The following is a 21,690-nucleotide window of genomic DNA, read 5'->3' on the forward strand; positions in this document are numbered from 1 at the left end:
ACGCCCGCGATGATTCACTGGACTGCGCCGCCCGCTCCATCGACACCACCTCCGCGGCGGTGGCCGCCATGGCCGCGGAGGTCTTGTTGGCGGCCGCGGTCAGGTCACGGATCTCGGCGGTCGGCAACATCGAACCGCGCTCGATCACGTTCAGCAGCGAGAGGAATCCGCGTTCGGAGGCGCCCAGCGCGTACATGGCGGGCCGCGCCGCGGACCCGGGCGGCGGCAGCCGACGCGCGTTCGCCGGGCGGGGCGTGGGCAGCGGCTCGGAGCGCAGCCACCGGTAGCGGAACAACAACAGCGTCGCCGGGACGGCCATGATGACCGCGACGGCGCCGGTGATCTCCAGCAGCAGCGCGAACCATCCCCACGCCGCCAGCAGCATCGTCACCGCCGCCCAGAACACGCAGCCGGCGGCGAAGATCAGGCCCCACCGCAGCGCGCGACGTTGCCGCCGCAGCAGCCGCGCACGCGGATCCGCGGCGGCGCTGAGCTTCTGGGCCACCAGATCGGACAGGTCGGCGGCGGTGGCCAGCCCGCGCCCGAGCAGCGTGCGCCAGAGCCCGCGTCGCGCCTCGCTCACCGCCACGACACCCGGGTTACTGGCCAAAGGGCTTCTCGGTGACCGCGCCACTCTCGGCGGACGCGGGCCGGGCCTCCGGAGTGGCCCCGGCGGCGGGTGTCCCACCGGTCGGCAGCGCTTCGCCGCGCATCGACGCGCGGATCTGCTCCAGCCGGGAGTGACCGGCCATCTGCACCCCGGCCTGCTCGACCTCGAGCATGCGGCCCTGCACCGATCCCTGCGCGAGCTCGGCGGAGCCGATCGCGTTGGCGTAGCGGCGTTCGATCTTGTCGCGCACCTCGTCGAGGCTGGGCACGTTGCCCGGGGCGGCGATCTCGCTCATCGACCGCAGCGAGGCGCTCACCTGCTCCTGCATCTTGGCCTGCTCGAGCTGGCTGAGCAGCTTGGTGCGCTCGGCGATCTTCTGCTGGAGCACCATCGCGTTCTGCTCGACCGCCTTCTTGGCCTGGGAGGCCGCGCTCAGCGCCTGATCGTGCAGTGTCTTGAGGTCCTCGACGCTCTGCTCGGCGGTCACCAGCTGGGCCGCGAACGCCTCGGCGGCGTTGTTGTACTCGGCGGCCTTGGCGGCGTCACCGGCGGCGGTGGCCTGGTCGGCCAGCGTCAGGGCCTGACGCACGTTGACCTGCAACTTCTCGATGTCGGCGAGTTGCCGGTTCAGCCGCATCTCCAGTTGGCGCTGGTTCCCGATCACCTGCGCCGCCTGCTGCGTCAGCGCTTGATGCGTGCGTTGCGCTTCCTCGATGGCCTGCTGGATCTGCACCTTGGGGTCGGCGTGCTCGTCGATCTTCGCGTTGAACAGCGCCATCAGGTACTTCCACGCTTTGACGAACGGATTGGCCATGAGTGAGCTCCACCTTCGCTTCTTGTTGGCCGGATGGCCCCTGGATGGGCCGTCGCTTGTCGCTCAATTTAATGCGTCGGGGCCGATCGCCCTACCCCTGGCGCTGGAACGCCGCGCCGGGGCACCGCTCAGGCGATCGCCAGGGAAGCCACCGGCGGGATGACGACCTTCGTGCCGGCATCGATGCTGGGACCGCGCGCCCCGTCGACGGGCGCACTACGGGCCGCCCGTTCCTGGCCGGCCATCCGCTCGCCGGCGTCGGTGAGCACCGACGACAGCGGGACCTGTAACGCCTCGCAGATCGCGTTGAGCAGCTCGCTGGAGGGCTCCTTGCGCCCGCGCTCCACCTCGGACAGGTATCCAAGGCTCACCCGCGCCGAATCGGACACCTCGCGCAGCGTCCGGCCCTGCGTCACCCGGGCCTCGCGCAGCACGTCGCCGATGACCTCGCGCACTAATGACGGCATTCCCGCCCTCCTTCGTCAAGTCGGCCCCGCTCGGCACGGAATCGACCGCGTCCGGCAGATGCTCATTATGAAACGCGGGTGACGGGGCCTTGGTTCCCGTTCGGCGACCGGAAAATCAGTCCGTTGTCCGGCGCACTTCCCGAACGGTCGACACCACGTAGTCGATGCCGGTGACGATCGTCAGCACGATCGCCGCACCCATCACCACCGCCGCCGTCACCCGGAACGGCCCGGCCAGCGGCAGGATGAACAAGCCGATCGCCACCGCCTGGACCACGGTCTTGACCTTGCCGCCCCAGCTGGCCGGGATGACCCCGCGGCGGATGACCGCCAGCCGCAGCACGGTGACCCCGAACTCGCGCGCCAGGATCACCACCGTGACCCACCACGGCAGGTCGCCGAGCATCGACAGCCCGATCAGCGCCGACCCGATCAGCGTCTTGTCCGCGATCGGATCGACGAACGCGCCGAATTCCGTTGCCATTCCATAATTGCGGGCCAGCAGGCCGTCCAGCCGATCGGTGATGACCGCGACCGTGAAGATGACGAACGCCACCACCCGGAAGGCGACCTCGTGCCCGTCCTTGGCGAACAGCGCGAGCAGGAAAACCGGGACCAGCACCAGCCGGAGCAGCGTCAGCGTGTTGGCCAGGTTTGCGATGTGGACGCGGCCTGGGGGTCCCATCACCGGACCCGTTTGCGGCTGCCCCGACACGGCAACAGAATAACCGTTGGTCAGCATGCCCGTCCCCGATGCCGATACTGTTAGCCGTGACCGAAAGCTCACAGGACTGCCTGGTGCGACGCGCGCGAACGTCCGATGTCCCCGCCATCAAGCGCCTGGTCGACACCTACGCCGGCAAGATCCTGCTGGAGAAGAACCTGGTGACGCTGTACGAGGCCGTCCAGGAGTTCTGGGTGGCCGAATGCAACGACGAGGTGGTCGGTTGCGGCGCGCTGCACGTGATGTGGTCCGACCTGGGCGAGATCCGCACGGTCGCGGTCGACCCGGCGATGACCGGCCACGGCATCGGCCACGCGATCGTCGACCGGTTACTGGAGGTCGCGCGCGAGCTGCAGCTCAAGCGGCTGTTCGTGCTGACGTTCGAGACCGAGTTCTTCGGCAAGCACGGGTTCACCGAGATCGAGGGCACGCCGGTCACCGCCGAGGTGTTCGAGGAAATGTGCCGGTCCTACGACATCGGTGTCGCCGAGTTCCTGGACCTGAGCTACGTCAAGCCCAACATCCTGGGCAACTCCCGGATGCTGCTGGTGCTCTAGCCCGAAAGTGGCGCCCCGCGCTAGTCGTCGGGGTCGCCGCCGTCGGCGTCGCTGCCGCCCCGGATCAACGCCAGCGTTCCGGCCAGCTCGTCGGGCTTGACCAGCACCTCACGCGCCTTGGATCCCTCGCTGGGCCCGACGATGCCGCGGGTCTCCATCAGGTCCATCAACCGGCCGGCCTTGGCGAAGCCGACGCGCAGCTTGCGCTGCAGCATCGAGGTGGAGCCGAACTGGCTGGACACCACCAGCTCGACCGCCTGCAGGAACACGTCCATGTCGTCGCCGATGTCGGGGTCGACGTCGGTGCGTTCGCCCGTCGGCTTGGCCGTGGTGACGCCCTCGGTGTATTCGGGCTCGGCCTGGTCCTTGCACGCGTTGACGACGGCGTGGATCTCCTCGTCGGTGATGTAGGCGCCCTGCAGGCGCAGCGGCTTGCTCGCGCCCATCGGCAGGAACAGGCCGTCGCCCATGCCGATCAGCTTCTCCGCGCCGGCCTGGTCCAGGATCACCCGGCTGTCGGTGAGCGACGACGTGGCGAACGCCAGCCGCGACGGCACGTTGGTCTTGATCAGCCCGGTGACCACGTCGACGGACGGGCGCTGGGTGGCTAGCACCAGATGAATGCCGGCGGCCCGGGCTTTCTGGGTGATCCGCACGATCGCGTCCTCGACGTCGCGCGGGGCCGTCATCATCAGGTCGGCCAGCTCGTCGACGATCGCCACGATGTACGGGTAGGGCCGGTATTCGCGTTGGCTGCCCAGCGGCGCGGTGATGGCCCCCGACCGCACCTTCTCGTTGAAGTCGTCGATGTGGCGCACCCGCGATGCCTGCATGTCCTGGTAGCGCTGCTCCATCTCCTCGACCAGCCAGGCCAGCGCGGCGGCGGCCTTCTTGGGCTGGGTGATGATCGGGGTGATCAGGTGCGGAATGCCCTCGTACGGGGTGAGCTCCACCATCTTGGGGTCGATCAGGATCATCCTGACCTCTTCGGGGGTGGCCCGGGTCAGCAGCGACACCAGCATGGAGTTGACGAAACTGGACTTGCCCGATCCCGTGGAGCCCGCGACCAGCAGGTGCGGCATCTTGGCCAGGTTGGCCGAGATGAAGTCGCCTTCGATGTCCTTGCCGAGGCCGATCACCAGCGGGTGGTGGTCGCGGCGGGTCGACGGCGCGGTCAGCACGTCGGCCAGCCGCACCATTTCCCGGTCGGTGTTGGGCACCTCGATGCCCACGGCGGATTTGCCGGGGATCGGGGCCAGCATGCGCACGCTCTCGGTGGCCACCGCGTAGGCGATGTTCTTCTGTAGCGCGGTGATCTTCTCCACCTTCACGCCCGGCCCGAGCTCGACCTCGTAGCGGGTGACGGTCGGCCCGCGGGTGCAGCCGGTGACTGCGGCGTCGACCTTGAACTGGGTGAGCACCTCGCCGATGGCCTCGGCCATGACGTTGTTGGCGGCGCTGCGCTTCTTCGGCGGGTCGCCCGCCACCAGCAGGCTCATCGACGGCAGGGTGTAGGGACCCTCGACGACGCGGTCCAGCACCTCGGTCTTCTTCTTTTCCCGGCGGCGGCCCTTCCCGATGGCCGGCTCCGGCGTGGTGGGAATGTCGTCCTCGTTGTCGCGCAAGGCGGGGGCCGGCTCCGCCGTCGCCCATGGCGGCGGCCCGCCTTCGGCATCGAGCGAACCGTCGTCGTAGTAGTCGTCGGAAAAGTCTTCGGCCGCAGGGGAATCCGCGTCGTCGTAGTCGTCGTAGTCGTACTCGTCGTCGCCGAGCAGCCGCGCACCGAACATGGCGCGGACGGCGTCGGGCACCTCCCGGATGGTGGTCCCGGTCAGCAAGAGCAGGCCGAACATGAAGCCGATGAACAACAACGGCGCGGCGATCCAGGCCGTCAGCCCGTCCGACAGCGGGCCGCCGATGGCGAAGCCGATGAACCCCGCCGCGCGGCGCCGCGCTTCCGGGTCTTCCGGCGAGCCCGACCACAGGTGCCGCAGGCCGAGCGCGGAAAGCGCGATCAGGGTGGCGCCCAGGATCAGCCTGGGTCGCGCGTCGGGATTGGGCTGGGTTCGCATCAGCGCCACCGCCACCGCGGCGGTGACGACCGGGAGCGCCAGGACGCCCGCCCCGATGAAGGTGCGCAACAGCGTGTCAACCCACGCGCCGACCGGCCGGGCGGCGTTGAACCACGAGCTCGCGGCGACCACGACGGAAAGGCCGAGCAGCATCAGCGCGATCCCGTCGCGGCGGTGCCCCGGGTCGATGTCACGGGCGCGGCCGATCGACCGCGCCGCGCCGCCGGTGCTGCGGGCCGCCATCAGCCAGGTGGCGCGCAGGGCGCGGCCGCCGGTGAGTCCGGCGGCCACCAGGAGTGAATGGTTACGCCGCTTGGCGGGCCTGCTCGGCCGCTTGCGGGGCGCCGCCGGCCGCGCGCGACCCGACCCACTTCGCGAAGGGGCCTTTGACCTGCTCGTTCTGGCTTTGGAGCGGGCGGCGGTCTTGTTAGCCATGTCGGCAAGGGTAGTCGCACCGCCATCATCTGCACCACCCGCCACACTGGTAACGGTTCGGCTTGTGAGCCATCTGACGGGCCGGCCGCGGCGGCGCGTGAGTAGGGTGACAACCGGTGACCTGAATAACACAAGTCATGCGCGTCACCCACCCCGTAACCCAGGAGGCCCGAGCATGCCCGTCGTCGTCGTTGCCACCATGACCGTCAAACCGGAATCGGTCGACACGGTCCGCAACATCCTCACGCAGGCTGTGGAGGAAGTGCACAACGAACCCGGCTGCCAGTTGTACTCCCTGCACCAATCGGGCGAGACCTTCGTCTTCGTCGAGCAGTGGGCCGACGAGGAGGCGCTCAAGACGCACAGCACCGCCCCGGCCATCGGCAAGATGTTCGGCGCGGCAGGCGAGCACCTGGCCGGGGCCCCCGACATCAAGATGCTGCAGCCGGTCCCCGCCGGCGACCCGGACAAGGGTCAGCTCCGGTCCTGATGACGCGTCCCCTCGAAGGCAAGATCGCCTTCATCACCGGCGCGGCGCGCGGCCAGGGACGCGCACACGCGGTGCGGCTCGCCGCCGACGGCGCGAGCATCATCGCGGTCGACCTGTGCGACCAGATCGCCAGCGTGCCCTATCCCCTGGCCACCGAGGACGACCTGGCGCAAACGGTCAAGCTGGTCGAGGACACCGGCGCCCGGATCGTCGCCGCTCGCGGCGACGTCCGCGACCGGGCGTCGCTGTCGGCGGCCCTGCAGGCGGGCCTGGACGAGTTCGGCCGGCTCGACATCGTCGTGGCCAACGCCGGTATCGCACCGATGCAGTCGGGCGACGACGGCTGGCGCGACGTCATCGACGTCAACCTGACCGGCGTCTACAACACCATCAAGGTGTCCATCCCGACCATGGTCAAGCAGGGCACCGGGGGCTCGATCGTGCTGATCAGCTCGAGCGCCGGACTGGCCGGCGTCGGCAGCCCCGACGCCGGTTCCGTAGGCTATGCCGCCGCCAAGCACGGCGTGGTGGGGCTGATGCGGGTGTACGCGAATCTGCTTGCCACACAGTATATCCGGGTCAACTCGATCCATCCGTCCGGCGTCGAGACCCCGATGATCAACAACGAGTTCACCCGGGAATGGCTGGCCAAGATGGCGGCCGCAACCGACACGCCCGGCGCCATGGGCAATGCCATGCCGGTGGAGGTGCTGGATGTCGAGGATGTCGCAAACGCGGTGGCGTGGTTGGTGAGCGACCAGGCCCGCTACATCACCGGCGTCACTTTGCCGGTCGACGCGGGCTTCCTGAACAAGTAGCGGCGCATGGCACGAAATCCCGCCGCGCAGACCGCTTTCGGCCCGATGGTGTTGGCCGCCGTCGAACAGAACGAGCCGCCGGGTCGCCGCCTGGTGGACGACGACCTCGCGGAACTGTTTCTGCCGGCGCCGCTGCGCTGGCTCGTCGCGGCGACCCGGGTGGCGCCGGTGCGCCGCGTGATGATCCGCGCATCGGAGTGGACCGGGCGCGGTCTGTGGGCGAACATGGCCTGCCGCAAGCGTTTCATCGGCGACAAGCTGGCCGAGGCGCTCGAGGGCGTCGACGCGGTCGTCATCCTCGGCGCCGGATTGGACACCCGCGCCTACCTGCTGACCCGGCAGATCCGCATCCCCGTGTTCGAGGTCGACCTGCCGGTCAACGTCGCCAGGAAGGTGAAGACCGTCCGGCGGGTGCTCGGCGGGCCGCCGATGTCGGTGCGGCAGGTCGCGTTGGACTTAGAGCGCGACGACTTGCTGACCGCCCTGGCCGAGCACGGTTATCGCACCGATTACCGGGCCTTCTTCATCTGCGAGGGTGTCACCCAATACCTGACCGAAGCCACCGTTCGCCGGACGCTGGAGGGGCTGCGGGCGGCCGCGCCCGGCAGCCGTTTGGTATTCACCTACGTCCGGCGCGATTTCATCGACGGTACCAATCGGTACGGTACGCGTACGCTCTATCGCAGCGTCCGCCAGCGGAGGCAGTTGTGGCACTTCGGTTTACAGCCCGAGGAGGTCGGCGAGTTCATCGGGGAATACGGTTGGCGGCTGCTCGAGCAGGCCGGGCCCGACGAACTCCTCGAGCGTTACGTGCGGCCCACCGGGCGCAAGCTCAAGGCCTCGCAGCTGGAATGGTCGGCATACGCGGAAAAGCTGTAGGGCGGGTCAGATCTCGACGGTGGCGACCCGCTTCGCCCGGCTCCGCCGCGCTCGCGATCGCCACTAGACCTCGATGACCGTCGGCACGATCATCGGTTGCCGGCGGTACGTCTCGCCCACCCACTTGCCGACGGTGCGGCGCACGGCCTGGGCGATGCGGCCCGGATCGGTGATGTTGTCGGCGGCAAGCAGTTCCAACTCTGCCTCGACCCGGCGGCCGGCGGGCTCCAGCGCCTTGGGGTCTTCGGAGAAGCCGCGCGAATGCAGATGCGGCGCGGCCACGGGACGCCCGGTGCCGCGCTGGACGACGACGGTCACCGCGACGAAGCCCGACGACAGGATGAGCCGTTCCCCCAGCGTGATGTCGCCGACGTCGCCGCTGATGAGCCCGTCGACGAACATCTTGCCGACCGGCACCGCCCCGGCGATCGACGCCGCGCCGGCGACCAGGTCGACGCTGACACCGTTCTCGGCCAACAGGATCGACTCCTCCGGCACCCCGGTGCTGGCCGCCAGCTTGGCGTTGGCGCGCAGCATCCGCCAGGTGCCGTGCACCGGCATGACGTTGCGCGGCCGCACCCCGTTGTACAGGAACAACAGCTCGCCGGCGTACGCGTGGCCCGAAACATGCACGCGGGCTTGGGCGTTCGTGACGACGCGCGCCCCGATCTTGGCGAGGGCGTCGATCACGCCGTAGACCGCCTCCTCGTTTCCGGGGATCAGCGACGACGCCAGCACGATCAGGTCGCCCGCGGTGAGCGTGATGCTGCGATGCTCGCCTCGCGACATCCGCGACAGCGCCGACATGGGCTCGCCCTGGGTGCCGGTGGTGATCAGCACCACCCGCTCGGGCGGCATCATCTCGGCGGCGCCGATGTCGATCACGTCGGAATCGGCGACCCGCAGGAACCCCAGCTCCCGGGCGATGCCCATGTTGCGCACCATGGACCGCCCGACGAACGACACCCGCCGGCCCAACGCGACCGCCGCATCGATGATCTGCTGCACCCGGTCGACGTTGGAGGCGAAGCACGCCACGATCACCCGGCCCTCGGCGCCCCGGATCAGGCGGTGCAGCGTCGGTCCCACTTCGCTTTCCGACGGCCCCACGCCGGGGATCTCGGAGTTGGTCGAGTCGCACAAGAACAGGTCCACCCCGGCGTCGCCGAGGCGGGACATGCCGGGCAGATCGGTGGGCCGGCCGTCGAGGGGAAGTTGGTCGAGTTTGATGTCGCCGGTGTGCAGGACGGTTCCCGCGCCGGTGTGTACGGCGATCGCGAGCGCATCCGGGATGGAGTGGTTGACGGCGAAGTATTCGCACTCGAAGACGCCGTGGGTGCTCCGCTGGCGTTCGCTGACCTCGATGAACACCGGCTTGAGCCGGTGCTCGCGGCATTTCGCGGCGACCAGCGCCAGGGTGAATTTCGACCCGACGACCGGGATGTCCGGGCGCAGCTTGAGCAGGAACGGGATGCCGCCGATGTGGTCCTCGTGCGCGTGGGTGAGCACCAGCGCCTCGATGTCGTCCAGCCGGTCCTCGATGTGGCGCAGGTCCGGGAGGATCAGGTCCACGCCGGGCTCGTCATGGGTGGGGAACATCACCCCGCAGTCGATGATCAGCAACCGGCCGAGATGCTCGAAAACCGTCATGTTCCGGCCGATTTCGCTGATGCCGCCCAGCGCGGTGACCCGCAACCCACCGGTGGTCAAGGGACCAGGAGGGGCGAGGTCTACATCCACTTACGGGTCACCCTTTGACTCACCGGAGCACCGACGCCGCGCGCATATCGGCGGCCAGCGCATCGATTTGCTCGGGCGTCGCCGGCATCTGCGGCAGGCGGGGATCGCCAACTTCGATGCCCTGCAAGCGTAGACCCGCCTTAGACATCGTCACGCCGCCCAGCCGGCCCATCGCGTTGCACAGCGGGGCGACGGAGACGTTGATCTTCCGCGCGGTGGCGATGTCACCGGAAGCGAAGGCGGACAACATCTCTCGGAGCTGACCGGCGGCCACATGAGAGATCACGCTGATGAAGCCGGTGGCACCCATGGCCAGCCACGGCAGGTTCAGCGCGTCGTCGCCGGAATAGTAGGCCAGCCCGGTCTCGGCGATGATCTGGCCGCCGCTGTGCAGGTCGGCTTTGGCGTCCTTGATTCCCACGATGTTCGGATGGGCGGCCAGCGCGCGGATGGTCTCGGTCTCGATCGGGATCACCGAGCGCGGCGGGATGTCGTAGAGCAGCACCGGCAGTTCGGTGGCGTCGGCGACGGCGGTGAAGTGCGCGATGAGCCCGCTCTGCGGCGGCTTGGAGTAATAGGGGGTGACCACCAGCAATCCGTGGGCGCCCTCGGCCGCGCAGGCCTTGGCCAGCCGGACGCTGTGAGCGGTGTCATAGGTGCCCGCGCCGGCGACGACCCGGGCGCGGTCGCCCACCGCCTCCAGCACGACGCGCAGCAACTCCCGCTTCTCGTCGTCGGTGGTGGTCGGCGACTCACCGGTGGTGCCGGAGACCACCAGGCCGTCACACCCCGCGTCCACCAGGTGGTTCGCCAGGTGCGCCGCGGCGGCGGTATCGAGCGAGCCGTCGGGATCAAACGGTGTCACCATCGCGGTCAGCACGGTTCCCAACCGGGCCGGGGCGTCGAATCCGACGGTGCTCACGGTCATTAGGTTACCTGGCGGCGGCAAGGTATTTGGCAACGGCGCGGACGTGCGTTGACGGGCCGCCGGGGCGGTCAGCGTCAGGCTTCGGTGGCCAGCGGGCTGGTGGCCACCTCGGTCCCGTCGGCCAGGGTCGAGATCTCGAAGTCGGCGAACACCGCGGGCGCGGCGCCGGCGAGCTGGCGCAGGCACTCGATGGCCAGCCGCCGGATTTCCACGTCAGCGTGCTCGCTGGCGCGCATGGCGATGAAGTGCCGCCAGGCCCGGTAGTTGCCCGTGACGACGATGCGGGTCTCGGTCGCGTTCGGCAGCACCGCCCGGGCGGCCTGGCGCGCCTGCTTGCGGCGCAAAATCGCGTTGGGTTGGTCGGCGAACTTCGCCTCGAGCCTGGCCAGCAACTCCGCGTAGGTGGCCCGGCTGGCGTCGGCGGCCTCGGTCAGGATCCGGCGCAGTTCGGGGTCGTCCTCCATGCCCGGGGGCACGACGACGCGCGAGTCGCCCTCCGGCACGTAGCGCTGCGACAGCTGCGAGTAGGAGAAATGCCGGTGCCGGATCAGCTCGTGCGTGAGCGATCGCGAGATGCCGGTGATGTAGAACGACACGCTGGCGTGCTCGAGCACCGAAAAGTGCCCGACGTCGATGATGTGCTTGATGTAGCCGGCGTTGGTCGCGGTCTTGGGGTTGGGTTTCGACCAGCTTTGATAGCAGGCCCGGCCGGCGAACTCGACCAGCGCCGCGCCACCGTCGGCGTCGGTGCTCCACGGCACGCCCGGGGGCGCCAGGAACTCGGTCTTGGCGATCAGTTGCACGCGTAGCGGCGCGGTCTCGGCCACGGCGCTCACCTTAACGTTTCGCCCGGACCGCGAGCTCACCCGATATCAGCGGGGGCAGCAGCGCGTCGCGCAAGGCGGACAGCCGCGCGCTCTCGGTGCGACGCGCGTGGCACAGCGCCCCCAGGCCGGTGATCGTTCGTAGCGCCGTGGTGGGCAGGCGCCGAACGTCCGGGACCATAACGTCCAACAGATCGCGCGGCTGGATCCGCTGATGGCTCCCCGACGTCCCGGCCACCCGGCGTTGCAGCCGTTCGGAGACATCGGGTTGGCGCACGGCCGACCACAGGGCCGAGGCGTCGACGCCGCTGGGCTGCAGGACCACGAACTCGCTGCTGGCCACGGCCAGCTGCGGCGGAAGGCTCGGCACGTTCCAGATTCGCGGAATCCGGGGATTGAGCTTCGCGAACAGCACGCACGGGCCCGACAGGAGGAACTTGCCGCTCCTGATGGACTCGGCGCTCACGACGTGGGGCTGCGCCCCGTCGTCGAACGCCGGGAGGCTGAAGTGCGCGACCACGTCGTCGAACTCGGCCACATTGAGGAACGCCGTCGACCGGGTCGCAAGGCTGGACAGCGGCGCGCGTTCGCGGGCCGACTCCGCGATGGCGACCATCACGTTCTCGGCGGCCTCGATCACGCGCTCGTTGGCGGACACCTTGTCGTCGAGGGAGCCGAGCAGTTCGGCGATCGCCCGGCGCTGCGGCGCGCGCACGCTGCGCACCGCGACGTCACGCAGGATGCGCTGGCTGAGCAGCGGCTGCCCCGATCCGCAGCGGTGATCGCCCAGCCGACAGGTTTGCAGCGCGTAGTACCAATACCGCGTCTCGCGTGGGTCGTTGGCCCGGCATACCAGTGCGTTCTCGGTGACCCAGACGTCGGAGTCGCAGTACCGCAGGCTGCCGCAGCGCGACCCGACGCGCCCGAGGACGATCAGCGGGCCGGCCGCGTTGTGTTCGGCCGCGTAACCGATGGCCCCGTTGGCGCCGTAGACGCGGAAGCGTCCGCCCGGCGCGCGCGGCGGCGAGCTGCCACCGCTGCTGAAGGCCAGGTGGTCACCCAGCGTGGTGATCATCGCAGGCGCTCCAATTGTTGGCGCACAACGCCTTCCAGGCGTGCGGATTCGTCGAGCGCCGCGAGCAGGTCGCCGGTCAGGCGGGCGATCTTCTCCTCGGCCGGCTCGCCGTCGTCCTCGGGGACGGGCGCCCCGACATAGCGCCCCGGCGTGAGCGCGTATCCCGCCGCGGCGATATCGTCGAGCGACGCGGAGCCGCAGAAACCCGGAACATCTTGATAGGTAAGGCCTTTCGCGGCGGCCGATTCCGATCCGCGCCACGCGTGATACGTGTCGCCAATGCGGACGACCTCCTCGTGCGTCAGCACCCGCTCGGTGCGGTCCACCAAATGGCCGAGCCCGCGGGCGTCGATGAACAGCACCTGCCCGGACCGCTTGCCCTTGTCGGTGTCGAAGAACCACAGGCACACCGGAATCGACGTGCTGCGGAACAGCTGCCCGGGCAGCGCGACCATGCACGACACCAGGTCGGCGTCGACGATCCGCGCGCGAATCTCGCCTTCCCCGGCCACATTCGACGACATCGAACCGTTGGCCATGACCACGCCGGCCTTCCCGCCCGGGGCCAGTTTGGACAGGACGTGCTGAATCCACGCGTAGTTGGCGTTGCCGGCGGGCGGGACACCGAAGCGCCACCGCGGGTCACGCTCGTCGCGGGCCCAATCCTTGATGTTGAAGGGCGGATTGGCCATCACGTAATCCATCTGCACGCCGGCGTGCAGGTCGTCACGGAACGTGTCCCCCCACCGCTCGCCCAGCCCCGCGCTGTCGAGGCCGTGCACGGCGAGGTTCATCTTCGCCATCCGCCAGGTCTGCTCGACGCTTTCCTGTCCGAAGATGGTGACCCGCACGGGATCGCCCTCGTGCTCTGCGATGAACCGCTCGGTCTGCACGAACATCCCGCCCGAGCCGCAGCACGGGTCATACACCCGCCCGCTCGAGGGTTTTAGGACCTCGACGATCACCCGGACCACGCTGGGTGGGGTGAAGAATTCGCCGCCGCGGCGCCCTTCCGCGCGCGCGAAATTGCCCAGGAAGTACTCGTACACCTCGCCCAGCACGTCCCTGGCGTTGCCACGCCCACCCAGTCGCGCGGTGTCCAGCAGGCGCAGCAGCTCACCGAGGCGGCGCGGGTCGAGGTTTTCGTACAGCCGCGGCAGCGTCGCGGCCTCCATCGCCTCGTCGACGAGGCGGCCGATGTCGGGTGAATCCGCATTGTGCGCCAGGGACTTCCACTGTGCGTCGGAGGCATGTTTGAGGAACACCAGCCCGAGGATGACGTCTTTGTACTGGCCGGCCGAAAGGGAGCCGCGCAGCTTGTTGGCCGCCTTCCACAGCGTCTCTTTGAGATCTTTGTCCGTGGCCCGCATCAGCCGGCCGCCCGCAGACCGGCGGCCAGGTCGCCCCGGCTGGCGACGCTGAACCCGCCCAGTCCCAGCCACGAGGCCATGGATTGCAGTTCCCCGGCCAGCGCCTCGACGACGCGCGGTCGCGGCGCGTCGGGTTCGCCGAACGCACCGACGACGCGCAGCGTGTCAGCGGCCCGGTCGGCCTTGAGGTCGACCCGCGCGACCAGCTGCCCGTCCACCAGCAGCGGCCACACGTAGTAGCCGTATTGGCGCTTGTGGGCCGGAGTGTAGATCTCGATGCGGTAATGAAATCCGAACAGCCGCTCGACCCGGGGCCGAAAGAAGATCAACGGGTCGAACGGACACAACAGCGCGGTGCCCCGGTCGGCACGCGGCACCGCGCGGCCGGTGCGCAGATAGGCCGGCGCGGGCCAGCCGTCGACGTCGACCCGCTCGATCTCACCCGCGGCCAGCAGGTCGGCGACCGCCGGCTTGGCCTGCTGGGCCGACAGCCGGAAGTAGTCGCGGATGTCGGCCTCGGTGCCCACGCCGAGCGCGGTGGCCGCCCGCAGCGTGAGTTCCCGGACGGCTTCCTCGTCGTCGACGTCGCGCGCCAGTACGCTCGCCGGCAGCACCCGTTCCACCAGGTCGTAGTGCCGTGCGAAGCCCACCCGGGTGGCCGTCGTGAGCACGCCGGCCGCGAACAGCGCCTCCGCGACCCACTTGGTGTCGCTGCGGTTCCACCAGGTTCCCTTCTTGCGGCGCGGCTCGGCCGCCAGATGCGCTTCGATCTGCCCGGCGGTGCTGGGGCCGAGTTCGGCGACGGCGGCGACGATGTCCTCGGCAAGCTGGGGATTGGCCTTGACGATGTGGACGCCCCAGCGGCCGTGCCGGTACTGGCGCATCCGCCAGCGCAGCAGCGGCCAGTCGTCCACGGCCATCAGCGCCGCCTCGTGCGCCCAGTACTCAGCCAGCAGCCGCGCCGCGCGCGGGCCCCAGGCTGCGCGATCCAGCACGTCGCGATCGTAGGGACCGAGCCGGCTGAACACGGGCGCGTAGTGGGCGCGCACCGCGACCGAAACCGAATCCAATTGCAGCACTTGGATTCTCGAAATCAGGCGCTTCAGGTGGGCGCGGGTGACCGGACCGGCGGGGCGCGGCTCGCTAAATCCTTGGGCCGCAACGGCGATCCGTCGGGCTTGCGCGGCCGACAGCCTGGGGGTCCGGATCGACACGGCGCCGACAATACCGCTCGGGTGCGACAGCTCCCGGCGACGACGCGGCTAGCCCGTGCTGACTTTCCCGTCCAGCGGCACCGCGACGCTCGGCTCCGGCGCGTTCTTCTGCTCCTGGTAGGCCGACTCGAGCGCGGCCGGGACCGCTTCGAGGTCGCGGTACACGCCCATCAGTTGCTCGAGGACGTTGATCCGTTGCTTGATCGCCTCGTCCGCCGCGCGCCGGGCCTGCTCGCGGTAGTGATCGGCCTCGCGCTGGGCGTCGCGCCACGCCTTGTCGATCGCCGCTTCGGTCTCGGCACGCATCCCGGCCATTTCGGCCTCCAGCTGCTTTTTGGCTTCCTCGTAATCGGTTTCCATGGCTTTTCGCTGTTCGGCCATCTCCGCCAACTCCTCTTCGTGCTTTCGCTGCGCGGCCTCGACCTCGGCCTCGGCCGCTGCGATCAGCGCGTCCGCCTCGCTCCGCGCCTCGGCCTGCATCTCGGAAACCTCCTCGACCGCGCGCTGCAGCATCTTCGCCATCCGGCGCTGCACCGCGTGGGGTGAGGGTGAGGTGTCGATGAGGACGGCGACCTCCTTGCGCAGCGCGGCCGTCTGGTCGCCGGCTTCCTTCAGCCGGGACCGCAAACTCTCGACGTCGTCGAGCAACAACTGCTGCTTGGTGGTCAACATCTCGATGTGGGCATCGACCGCGGCCGGGTCGTAGCCCCTGAACATGCGAGTGAACGCTTTCGTGGGTTCGGTTATCACTGCCAATTCCCCCTCCTGGCAACGTGTGGTGACGTGGAGAGACCGACCCCCGCGTCCGAGTATGTCACGGGCGCGGAGACCAAGGCCTATGCCCGACGGTAGCTGTGCAGCCGGTACCGCAGCCCCGTGCGACTGACCTGCCACTCCCCCGTCTCACCCAGCCAGGCGTCGTCGAGCACCGGCGCGAGCGCGTCGTCGTCGTCGCGCCGCAGGTCGACTTCGACCTCGGTGACCTCACACCGCGTGGCCTGGGGCAGCGCGAGCAGGTAGACCTGCTCGCCCCCGATCACCCACGTCTCGGGCTCGTCCGCGGAATCGGCAAGAGCCGCCTCGAGCGACCCGACGACCTGCGCGCCGTCGGCCACGAAGTCCCTCCGGCGCGAGAGTACGACATTCCTGCGACCGGGCAGCGGCCGGACCTTGGCCGGCAGCGACTCCCAGGTGCGCCGGCCCATCACCACGGTGTGCCCGATGGTCAGCTCTTTGAAGCGGGCCAGGTCCTCGGGCACTCGCCATGGGATGTCGCCACCACGGCCGATGATGCCCGACGTCGATTGCGCCCACACCAGGCCGAGGTCGGTCATACAGCGACGGGGGCTTTGATCGCGGGATGCGGGTCGTAATTCTTCACGACGACGTCGTCGTAGGTGTAGTCGAAGATCGAATCCCGATGTCCCAGCACAAGTTCCGGGTATGGCCGCGGCTCGCGGCTGAGCTGGGTACGCACCTGCTCGACGTGGTTGTCGTAGATGTGGCAGTCGCCGCCCGTCCAGACGAACTCACCGACCGACAGACCGGCCTGGGCGGCCATCATGTGGGTGAGCAGCGCGTAGCTGGCGATGTTGAACGGCACGCCGAGAAAGAGATCGGCACTGCGCTGGTACAGCTGGCAGCTGAGCCGACCGTCGGCCACGTAGAACTGGAAGAAGGCGTGGCACGGCGGCAGCGCCATCTGCGGGATCTCCCCCACGTTCCACGCCGACACGATGATGCGCCGCGAGTTCGGATCGGTGCGCAGCAAGTCCAGCGCCGCGGTGATCTGGTCGACGTGCTCGCCCGTCGGCGTCGGCCAGGACCGCCACTGGACGCCGTATATCGGCCCGAGATCGCCTGTCTCGCTTGCCCATTCGTCCCAGATGGTGACGCCGTGCTCGTGCAGCCAGGCGACATTGGAGTCGCCGCGCAGGAACCACAGCAACTCGTAGATGACCGACTTCAGATGCACCTTCTTGGTGGTGAGCAGCGGGAAACCGGCCGACAGGTCGTAGCGCAACTGCTGGCCGAACAGGCTGCGGGTCCCGGTGCCGGTGCGGTCGGCTTTGGCCGTGCCCCGCTCGAGCACCAGGCGCAACAGGTCCTCGTAGGGCGTCGGGATCGGCACGCGGCCAGCTTAACGGCGATCGCAAGCGCGGCGAAGCCGGGCGCGGCGGGTCGACGCCGAAAAATCTAGCTCCCAGGGCCAGGAGTAGAACGGGTCCCATGCCGAACATCATCGACACCATCGCCACCGCTGACGGGACCTGCACCGTCCATTTGCTCACCCCCGATGGTCCGGAAGCTCAAGTCACGTGGCCCGGCGTGGTCATGTACCCCGACGCCGGCGGACTGCGCGACACCTTCGAACAAATGGCGGCCAAATTGGCCGGATACGGCTACGCCGTGCTGCTTCCCGACGTGTACTACCGCAGCGGCGAGTGGGCCCCGTTCGACATGGCCACCGTGTTCGCCGACGAGAAGGAACGCAGGCGGCTGTTCGGGATGATCGGCGGCATCACCCCGGACAAGATGGCCAGCGACGCCGTCGCCTTCTTCGACTACCTGTCGGCCCGGCCGGAGGTGTCCGGGGAGCGCTTCGGCGTTTGCGGCTATTGCATGGGCGGCCGCACGTCCCTGGTGGTCGCCGGCCGGGTGCCCGAGCGCGTCGCCGCTGCGGCGTCCTTCCACGGCGGCGGCCTGGTAACCGACGCGGCGGACAGCCCGCACCTGCTGGCCGACCGGATCAGCGCGACGGTGTACGTGGGTGGCGCCAAGGATGACGCGTCCTTCACGCGCAACGACGCCGAGCAGCTCGACAAGGCGCTGACCGCAGCCGGCGTGCAGCACACCATCGAGTGGTACCCGGCGGGCCATGGGTTCGCGGTGCCGGACAACGCGCCGTACGACGCCGCCGCGGCCGAGCGGCACTGGCAGGCCATGACCGAGCTCTTCGGTTCGGCGTTACCCCGCTAACCCGTTCAGCAGCAGCGTCGCGGCCATCGCCGCGCCGTCGGTGCGGATCTTGGCGGCCACGGCACTCGCCCCCGCGCGGATATCCGGCGACAGGGCGGTCTCGAGCGCGGCCGCCAGCGACCCGGCGGTGGGGGCCGGCCCGTCGTGCGCGGCGCCGATGCCCAGCTCGGTCACCCTGCCGGCCCAGTACGGCTGGTCGGCCCCCTGCGGCGCCACCACCTGCGGCGCGCCGGCCCGCGCTGCGGTGGTCGTGGTGCCAGCGCCGCCGTGGTGCACGACGGCGGCGACGCGGGCGAAGAGCGCCTGGTGGTTGAGCTCACCGATGGCGAGGCAGTCGTCGCGGTCGTCTATCGGGGACAGGCCGGACCAGCCCCGGTAGAGAATCGCCCGGCGGCCATGGGTGCGGACGGCCTCGACGACGGCCCGGGAAAGGTCGGTCGCGGCGCGCATCGGCATGCTGCCGAAGCCCACGTACACCGGCGCCGGGCCGGCGTCGAGGAACTCCGCCACGTCGGCAGGGAGGGGACGTTCGTCGGGCAGCAGCCACGCCCCGGTCTGGACCACGTCGAGCCCGCTTCGCTCCGGCCACGGGCCCAGCGTGGGATCCGCCGCCAGCCACGGACGCTCGGTGAGGGCGTAGTCGCGGATGTCGTCCACCGGCGGCAGGCCCAGCGACGCACGATGGGCGTTGAGCGTCGCGCCGAACAGCGTGTTGATGTGCTGGGCGTCCAGCTGCCACAGCACCCGGTTGTCGATCACGCCCGGCGGAAACTGGCCGGCATAGGTCGGCGGCAGGTGGTGCGGCGACGGCAGGATGGTCGGTTGGTAGCTCACGTAGACGTAGGGAATGCCCAGGCGCTCGGCCACCGACCGCGCGCCCGCGGCCACCGGCGGGAAGCCGGTCGACACCAGCAGGTCACATCCATCGGCCGCGGCGGCTACCGCGTCGAATTGCCCGGCCACCAGCCCGTCCAAGTGCCGGCGCAGGTCGTCCTCGGACGGCGTGAGGCCTGCCGCCCGCGCACGCCACGAATCGCCGAAAGGCACCAGCGGCAGATCGATACGGGCCAGCAAATCCGCGAATTCCCGGTCCGGCGGCGCGCACACCCGAACCTCCGCGCCGAGCGCCCGCAACTGAACCCCGAGCGCCGCAAGCGGTTCGACCGCCCCGCGCGAATCGTGGGTGGACAGCAGCACGCGCATTCCGATGTTTTTCACCTCCGGCGTGCGGTCGGCCACCTTGTTCGCCCACCGCGGACCGACACCTTCGCATGAAACGGCGGCCGGTGGCCTTGCGCCGACCCGCAGGAGACTCCCATGGCGCCGCGAATAGGGCGGCGCGATAACGAATTTCGCTGCTCCCCGACGTCCCGCGGGGAAAAAATCAACCCGAGCCCAACTAGCTCGGGGGCAGGTCGACCAACTCCGCCAGCCGGGCGCGGTGGCGGTAGGCGCTGCCGAACGTCAACTGATCGCTCTTGGCGCGCTTGAGATAAAGGTGCGCCGGATACTCCCACGTCATGCCGATGCCGCCGTGCAGCTGCACGCACTCCTCGGCCGCGTGCACGGCGACGCCGCTGCAATACGCCTGGGCGACGGCCGCCGCGACGGCCGCGTCGTCGTCGCCGCGGGCGCACGTATCGGCCGCGTAGCGGGCCGCGGCCGTCGCGGCGCCGACCTCGAACCACAGATCGGCCAGCCGGTGTTTGATCGCCTGGTACGAGCCGATCGCGCGGCCAAACTGCTTGCGCTGCTTGGCATATTCCAGCGTGGTCTGGAAACACCATTGGGCGATCCCGAGTTGCTCGGACGCGAGCAGGGCCGCCCCCGTGCGCAGCGCCTCGGTGACCGGGCCGTCGGCCGGCCCGACGCGTGACGAGGCGGCTGCCGAAAAACCCACGTTCGCAATGGGTCTCGTCATGTCCAGCGCCAGCAGTGGCGTCACCTCCACACCGGTCGCGGTGCGCGGGACGGTATGCAGCTCGGGTCCGTCCGCGCCGGCGACCGGCACCACCAGCACGTCGGCCTCGGCGGCACCGGCGACGCTGGCGACCGATCCGTTCAGTCCGTCCGTAACGCGGGTCATCACCCCGAGCGGATCGCCGGGTGCGGTCGAGAGCGGCACCACCAGGGCCGCGGTCAGCTCGCCCTGGGCCAGCGCGGACACGGTCTCGACATCGCCGGCATGCAACAGCGCAACGGTGGCCAGCACCGCGCTGGACAGGAACGGCACCGGCGCGACGGCCCGGCCGATCTCCTCCATGACGACCGCGGCCTCGCGGGCGCCCGCCCCCGCCCCGCCGAGCGACTCGGGGACGAGCAGGCCGGCCACCCCGAGCTCGACGGCCAGTGTCCGCCAGACGCCGGAGAAGTCTTGCGGTTGCGGGTCATAGGCGCGGGCCACCGATTCGGGCGGGCAGCGGTCGGCGAACAGATGCCGAACGCTGTCGCGCAGGGCCTCCTCGGTGTCCGAGTAGAGCAGGTCACTCACCGGTCCAGGTCCTTCCAGGCGACGTCTTTGTCGACGCGGTGCTCGCCGGGCAGGCCGAGGATGCGCTCGGAGATGGTGTTGCGCAGGATCTCCGAGGTGCCGCCCTCGATGGAGTTGCCGCGGGCCCGCAGGTAGCGGTATCCGGGCTCGCGCCCCACCAGGTCGACGGTTTCCGGTCGGCGCATGGTCCAGTCGTCGTAGCGCAGCCCGGCCTCGCCGTGCAGTTCGATCTCGAAGCCCGAGATCGCTTGAGCCAGGCGGGCAAACGCCACCTTCATGCCCGCACCCTCCGGGCCGGGCTGACCCGCGGTGGCCTGCTGGCGCAGGCGCTCACCCGCGAGCCGCAGGACCTCCGCCTCGACCCACAGCCGCATCAGCTCGTCGTGCATGGCGGGGTCGCGCAGCGCGGGCTCGTTTCGCCAGGCCCTGGTGACCTTGCCGATATGGCCGCCCTCGCGCGGAGTTCCGGCGCGGGTGCCGATGGCGACGCGCTCGTTGTTGAGGGTGGTGGTCGCGACGCGCCAGCCGCCGCCCTCCGGTCCGAGCCGATTGGCGTCGGGAACCCGGACGTCGGTGAGGAACACCTCGTTGAATTCCGCCTCGCCGGTGATCTGGCGCAGCGGGCGCACTTCGACGCCGGGTTGCGTCATGTCGCACAGGAAATACGTCAGGCCGGCGTGTTTGGGCACCGCCGGGTCGGTGCGCGCGACCAGGATGGCCATGGTCGCGTGCTGTGCCTGCGACGTCCACACCTTCTGCCCGTTGACAATCCAGTCGTCCCCTTGCAAACCGGACGCGCGGACCGCCCGGGTGGACACGCCGGCCAGGTCCGAGCCGGCACCGGGTTCGCTGAACAGCTGGCAGTAGATCTGTTCGCCGGTGAACAACGGGCGCAGAAACTTTCGCTTCTGCTCGTCGGTCCCGAACGCCGCGATCGTCGGCGCCGCCATGCCCATGCCGATGTAGTTCTTGGCGGTGCCGCCCACCGGCGCGCCGGCGGCTGCCAGCTGGGCGTCGACGAGTTCCTGGGCCTTGCGCGGCAGGTCCAACCCGCCGAAGCCGTGCGGCAGATGCACCCAGGCCAGGCCCGCGTCGTACTGCGCGCCAAGGAATTCGCGCGGCTCCGTGGTGGCCGGGTCGTATTCGTCCAGCAGCGCCTGCACCCGCGCCTTCAGGTCCGTCACCAGATCATCGGAGCTCATG

22 protein-coding genes are annotated in these 21,690 nt (G+C 69.7%); 5 read left to right on the forward strand and 17 right to left on the reverse strand.

Features of this window, described 5'->3' with window-relative positions; translation table 11 throughout:
- From A5697_RS15815 to pgsA, 4 genes are all read right to left on the reverse strand, one after another.
- Nucleotides 1-589 (reverse strand): hypothetical protein (locus tag A5697_RS15815; RefSeq protein WP_067949987.1); only part of this gene is annotated, 589 nt, incomplete at its 3' end.
- A gap of 10 nt (nucleotides 590-599) precedes the next feature.
- Nucleotides 600-1,424: a phage shock protein PspA gene (gene pspA, locus A5697_RS15820; protein ID WP_068011349.1), complete on the reverse strand. Its 825-nt coding sequence runs from the start codon at nucleotides 1,422-1,424 to the stop codon at nucleotides 600-602.
- Between the two features lie 128 nt (nucleotides 1,425-1,552).
- Entirely contained in the window at nucleotides 1,553-1,891 is a 339-nt protein-coding gene (gene clgR / locus A5697_RS15825; RefSeq protein WP_067949991.1) for a transcriptional regulator ClgR, read from the reverse strand.
- Nucleotides 1,892-2,006: 115 nt separating this feature from the next.
- Nucleotides 2,007-2,606 (reverse strand): CDP-diacylglycerol--glycerol-3-phosphate 3-phosphatidyltransferase, encoded by a 600-nt coding sequence (gene pgsA, locus A5697_RS15830; RefSeq protein WP_197501022.1) that lies wholly within the window; start codon nucleotides 2,604-2,606, stop codon nucleotides 2,007-2,009.
- Between the two features lie 38 nt (nucleotides 2,607-2,644).
- On the opposite strand from pgsA, the gene A5697_RS15835 reads away from it, so the two are divergent.
- Nucleotides 2,645-3,172, forward strand: a complete 528-nt coding sequence (locus tag A5697_RS15835; protein ID WP_067949995.1) for an amino-acid N-acetyltransferase — start codon at nucleotides 2,645-2,647, stop codon at nucleotides 3,170-3,172.
- Nucleotides 3,173-3,192: 20 nt separating this feature from the next.
- Here A5697_RS15835 and A5697_RS15840 read toward each other — a convergent pair whose 3' ends face one another.
- The gene (locus A5697_RS15840; RefSeq protein ID WP_156673321.1) at nucleotides 3,193-5,679 is read right to left on the reverse strand and encodes a DNA translocase FtsK; all 2,487 of its coding nucleotides are present in this window, start codon (nucleotides 5,677-5,679) and stop codon (nucleotides 3,193-3,195) included.
- Nucleotides 5,680-5,854: 175 nt separating this feature from the next.
- Between A5697_RS15840 and A5697_RS15845 the strand changes: the two genes are divergently transcribed.
- From A5697_RS15845 to A5697_RS15855, 3 genes are read left to right on the forward strand one after another with little or no spacing between them, the layout of a single operon-like run.
- Nucleotides 5,855-6,169: a putative quinol monooxygenase gene (locus tag A5697_RS15845; protein ID WP_067949997.1), complete on the forward strand. Its 315-nt coding sequence runs from the start codon at nucleotides 5,855-5,857 to the stop codon at nucleotides 6,167-6,169.
- A complete protein-coding gene (locus tag A5697_RS15850; RefSeq protein WP_066950641.1) occupies nucleotides 6,166-6,987 on the forward strand; it encodes a mycofactocin-coupled SDR family oxidoreductase in 822 nt (273 codons plus the stop codon). The genes A5697_RS15845 and A5697_RS15850 overlap by 4 nt, the downstream gene beginning before the upstream one ends.
- A 6-nt stretch (nucleotides 6,988-6,993) precedes the next feature.
- Nucleotides 6,994-7,866, forward strand: coding sequence for an SAM-dependent methyltransferase (locus A5697_RS15855; protein WP_068011350.1), 873 nt, complete (start codon nucleotides 6,994-6,996; stop codon nucleotides 7,864-7,866).
- A gap of 63 nt (nucleotides 7,867-7,929) precedes the next feature.
- On the opposite strand, the gene A5697_RS15860 is transcribed toward A5697_RS15855, so the two are convergent.
- The 9 genes from A5697_RS15860 to A5697_RS15900 form a co-directional block, all read right to left on the reverse strand.
- Nucleotides 7,930-9,606: a ribonuclease J gene (locus tag A5697_RS15860; RefSeq protein ID WP_068011351.1), complete on the reverse strand. Its 1,677-nt coding sequence runs from the start codon at nucleotides 9,604-9,606 to the stop codon at nucleotides 7,930-7,932.
- A 19-nt stretch (nucleotides 9,607-9,625) separates the two neighbouring features.
- Nucleotides 9,626-10,528: a 4-hydroxy-tetrahydrodipicolinate synthase gene (gene dapA, locus A5697_RS15865; protein WP_068011376.1), complete on the reverse strand. Its 903-nt coding sequence runs from the start codon at nucleotides 10,526-10,528 to the stop codon at nucleotides 9,626-9,628.
- Between the two features lie 80 nt (nucleotides 10,529-10,608).
- On the reverse strand, nucleotides 10,609-11,361 hold the full coding sequence (gene thyX / locus A5697_RS15870) for an FAD-dependent thymidylate synthase (RefSeq protein WP_068011377.1): 753 nt from the start codon (nucleotides 11,359-11,361) through the stop codon (nucleotides 10,609-10,611).
- A 10-nt stretch (nucleotides 11,362-11,371) separates the two neighbouring features.
- A complete protein-coding gene (locus tag A5697_RS15875) occupies nucleotides 11,372-12,433 on the reverse strand; it encodes a restriction endonuclease subunit S (RefSeq protein ID WP_068011352.1) in 1,062 nt (353 codons plus the stop codon).
- The gene (locus tag A5697_RS15880; protein WP_068011353.1) at nucleotides 12,430-13,803 is read right to left on the reverse strand and encodes a type I restriction-modification system subunit M; all 1,374 of its coding nucleotides are present in this window, start codon (nucleotides 13,801-13,803) and stop codon (nucleotides 12,430-12,432) included. The genes A5697_RS15875 and A5697_RS15880 overlap by 4 nt, the downstream gene beginning before the upstream one ends.
- Nucleotides 13,803-15,047: a winged helix-turn-helix domain-containing protein gene (locus tag A5697_RS15885; RefSeq protein ID WP_197501026.1), complete on the reverse strand. Its 1,245-nt coding sequence runs from the start codon at nucleotides 15,045-15,047 to the stop codon at nucleotides 13,803-13,805. The genes A5697_RS15880 and A5697_RS15885 overlap by 1 nt, the downstream gene beginning before the upstream one ends.
- A gap of 18 nt (nucleotides 15,048-15,065) precedes the next feature.
- Nucleotides 15,066-15,767, reverse strand: coding sequence for a cell division protein DivIVA (locus A5697_RS15890; protein ID WP_067950794.1), 702 nt, complete (start codon nucleotides 15,765-15,767; stop codon nucleotides 15,066-15,068).
- Between the two features lie 86 nt (nucleotides 15,768-15,853).
- Nucleotides 15,854-16,351 carry a dihydrofolate reductase gene (locus A5697_RS15895; protein ID WP_067950792.1) on the reverse strand — a complete coding sequence of 166 codons (498 nt, stop codon included), beginning with the start codon at nucleotides 16,349-16,351 and terminating at the stop codon, nucleotides 15,854-15,856.
- Nucleotides 16,348-17,148 (reverse strand): thymidylate synthase, encoded by an 801-nt coding sequence (locus tag A5697_RS15900; protein ID WP_067950790.1) that lies wholly within the window; start codon nucleotides 17,146-17,148, stop codon nucleotides 16,348-16,350. Before A5697_RS15900 ends, A5697_RS15895 begins: the two co-directional genes overlap by 4 nt.
- A gap of 98 nt (nucleotides 17,149-17,246) precedes the next feature.
- Between A5697_RS15900 and A5697_RS15905 the strand changes: the two genes are divergently transcribed.
- Nucleotides 17,247-17,996, forward strand: coding sequence for a dienelactone hydrolase family protein (locus tag A5697_RS15905; RefSeq protein WP_068011354.1), 750 nt, complete (start codon nucleotides 17,247-17,249; stop codon nucleotides 17,994-17,996).
- On the opposite strand, the gene A5697_RS15910 is transcribed toward A5697_RS15905, so the two are convergent.
- The 3 genes from A5697_RS15910 to A5697_RS15920 form a co-directional block, all read right to left on the reverse strand.
- Nucleotides 17,985-19,199: a glycosyltransferase gene (locus A5697_RS15910; protein ID WP_068011379.1), complete on the reverse strand. Its 1,215-nt coding sequence runs from the start codon at nucleotides 19,197-19,199 to the stop codon at nucleotides 17,985-17,987. The genes A5697_RS15905 and A5697_RS15910 overlap by 12 nt on opposite strands.
- A gap of 196 nt (nucleotides 19,200-19,395) precedes the next feature.
- Nucleotides 19,396-20,487 (reverse strand): acyl-CoA dehydrogenase family protein, encoded by a 1,092-nt coding sequence (locus A5697_RS15915; RefSeq protein ID WP_068011355.1) that lies wholly within the window; start codon nucleotides 20,485-20,487, stop codon nucleotides 19,396-19,398.
- On the reverse strand, nucleotides 20,484-21,689 hold the full coding sequence (locus A5697_RS15920; protein ID WP_067950785.1) for an acyl-CoA dehydrogenase family protein: 1,206 nt from the start codon (nucleotides 21,687-21,689) through the stop codon (nucleotides 20,484-20,486). Before A5697_RS15920 ends, A5697_RS15915 begins: the two co-directional genes overlap by 4 nt.
- Nucleotide 21,690 lies beyond the last annotated feature (1 nt).

The sequence above is a fragment of the Mycobacterium sp. E3251 genome (assembly GCF_001666835.1).
In the GTDB taxonomy this organism is placed as follows: domain Bacteria; phylum Actinomycetota; class Actinomycetes; order Mycobacteriales; family Mycobacteriaceae; genus Mycobacterium.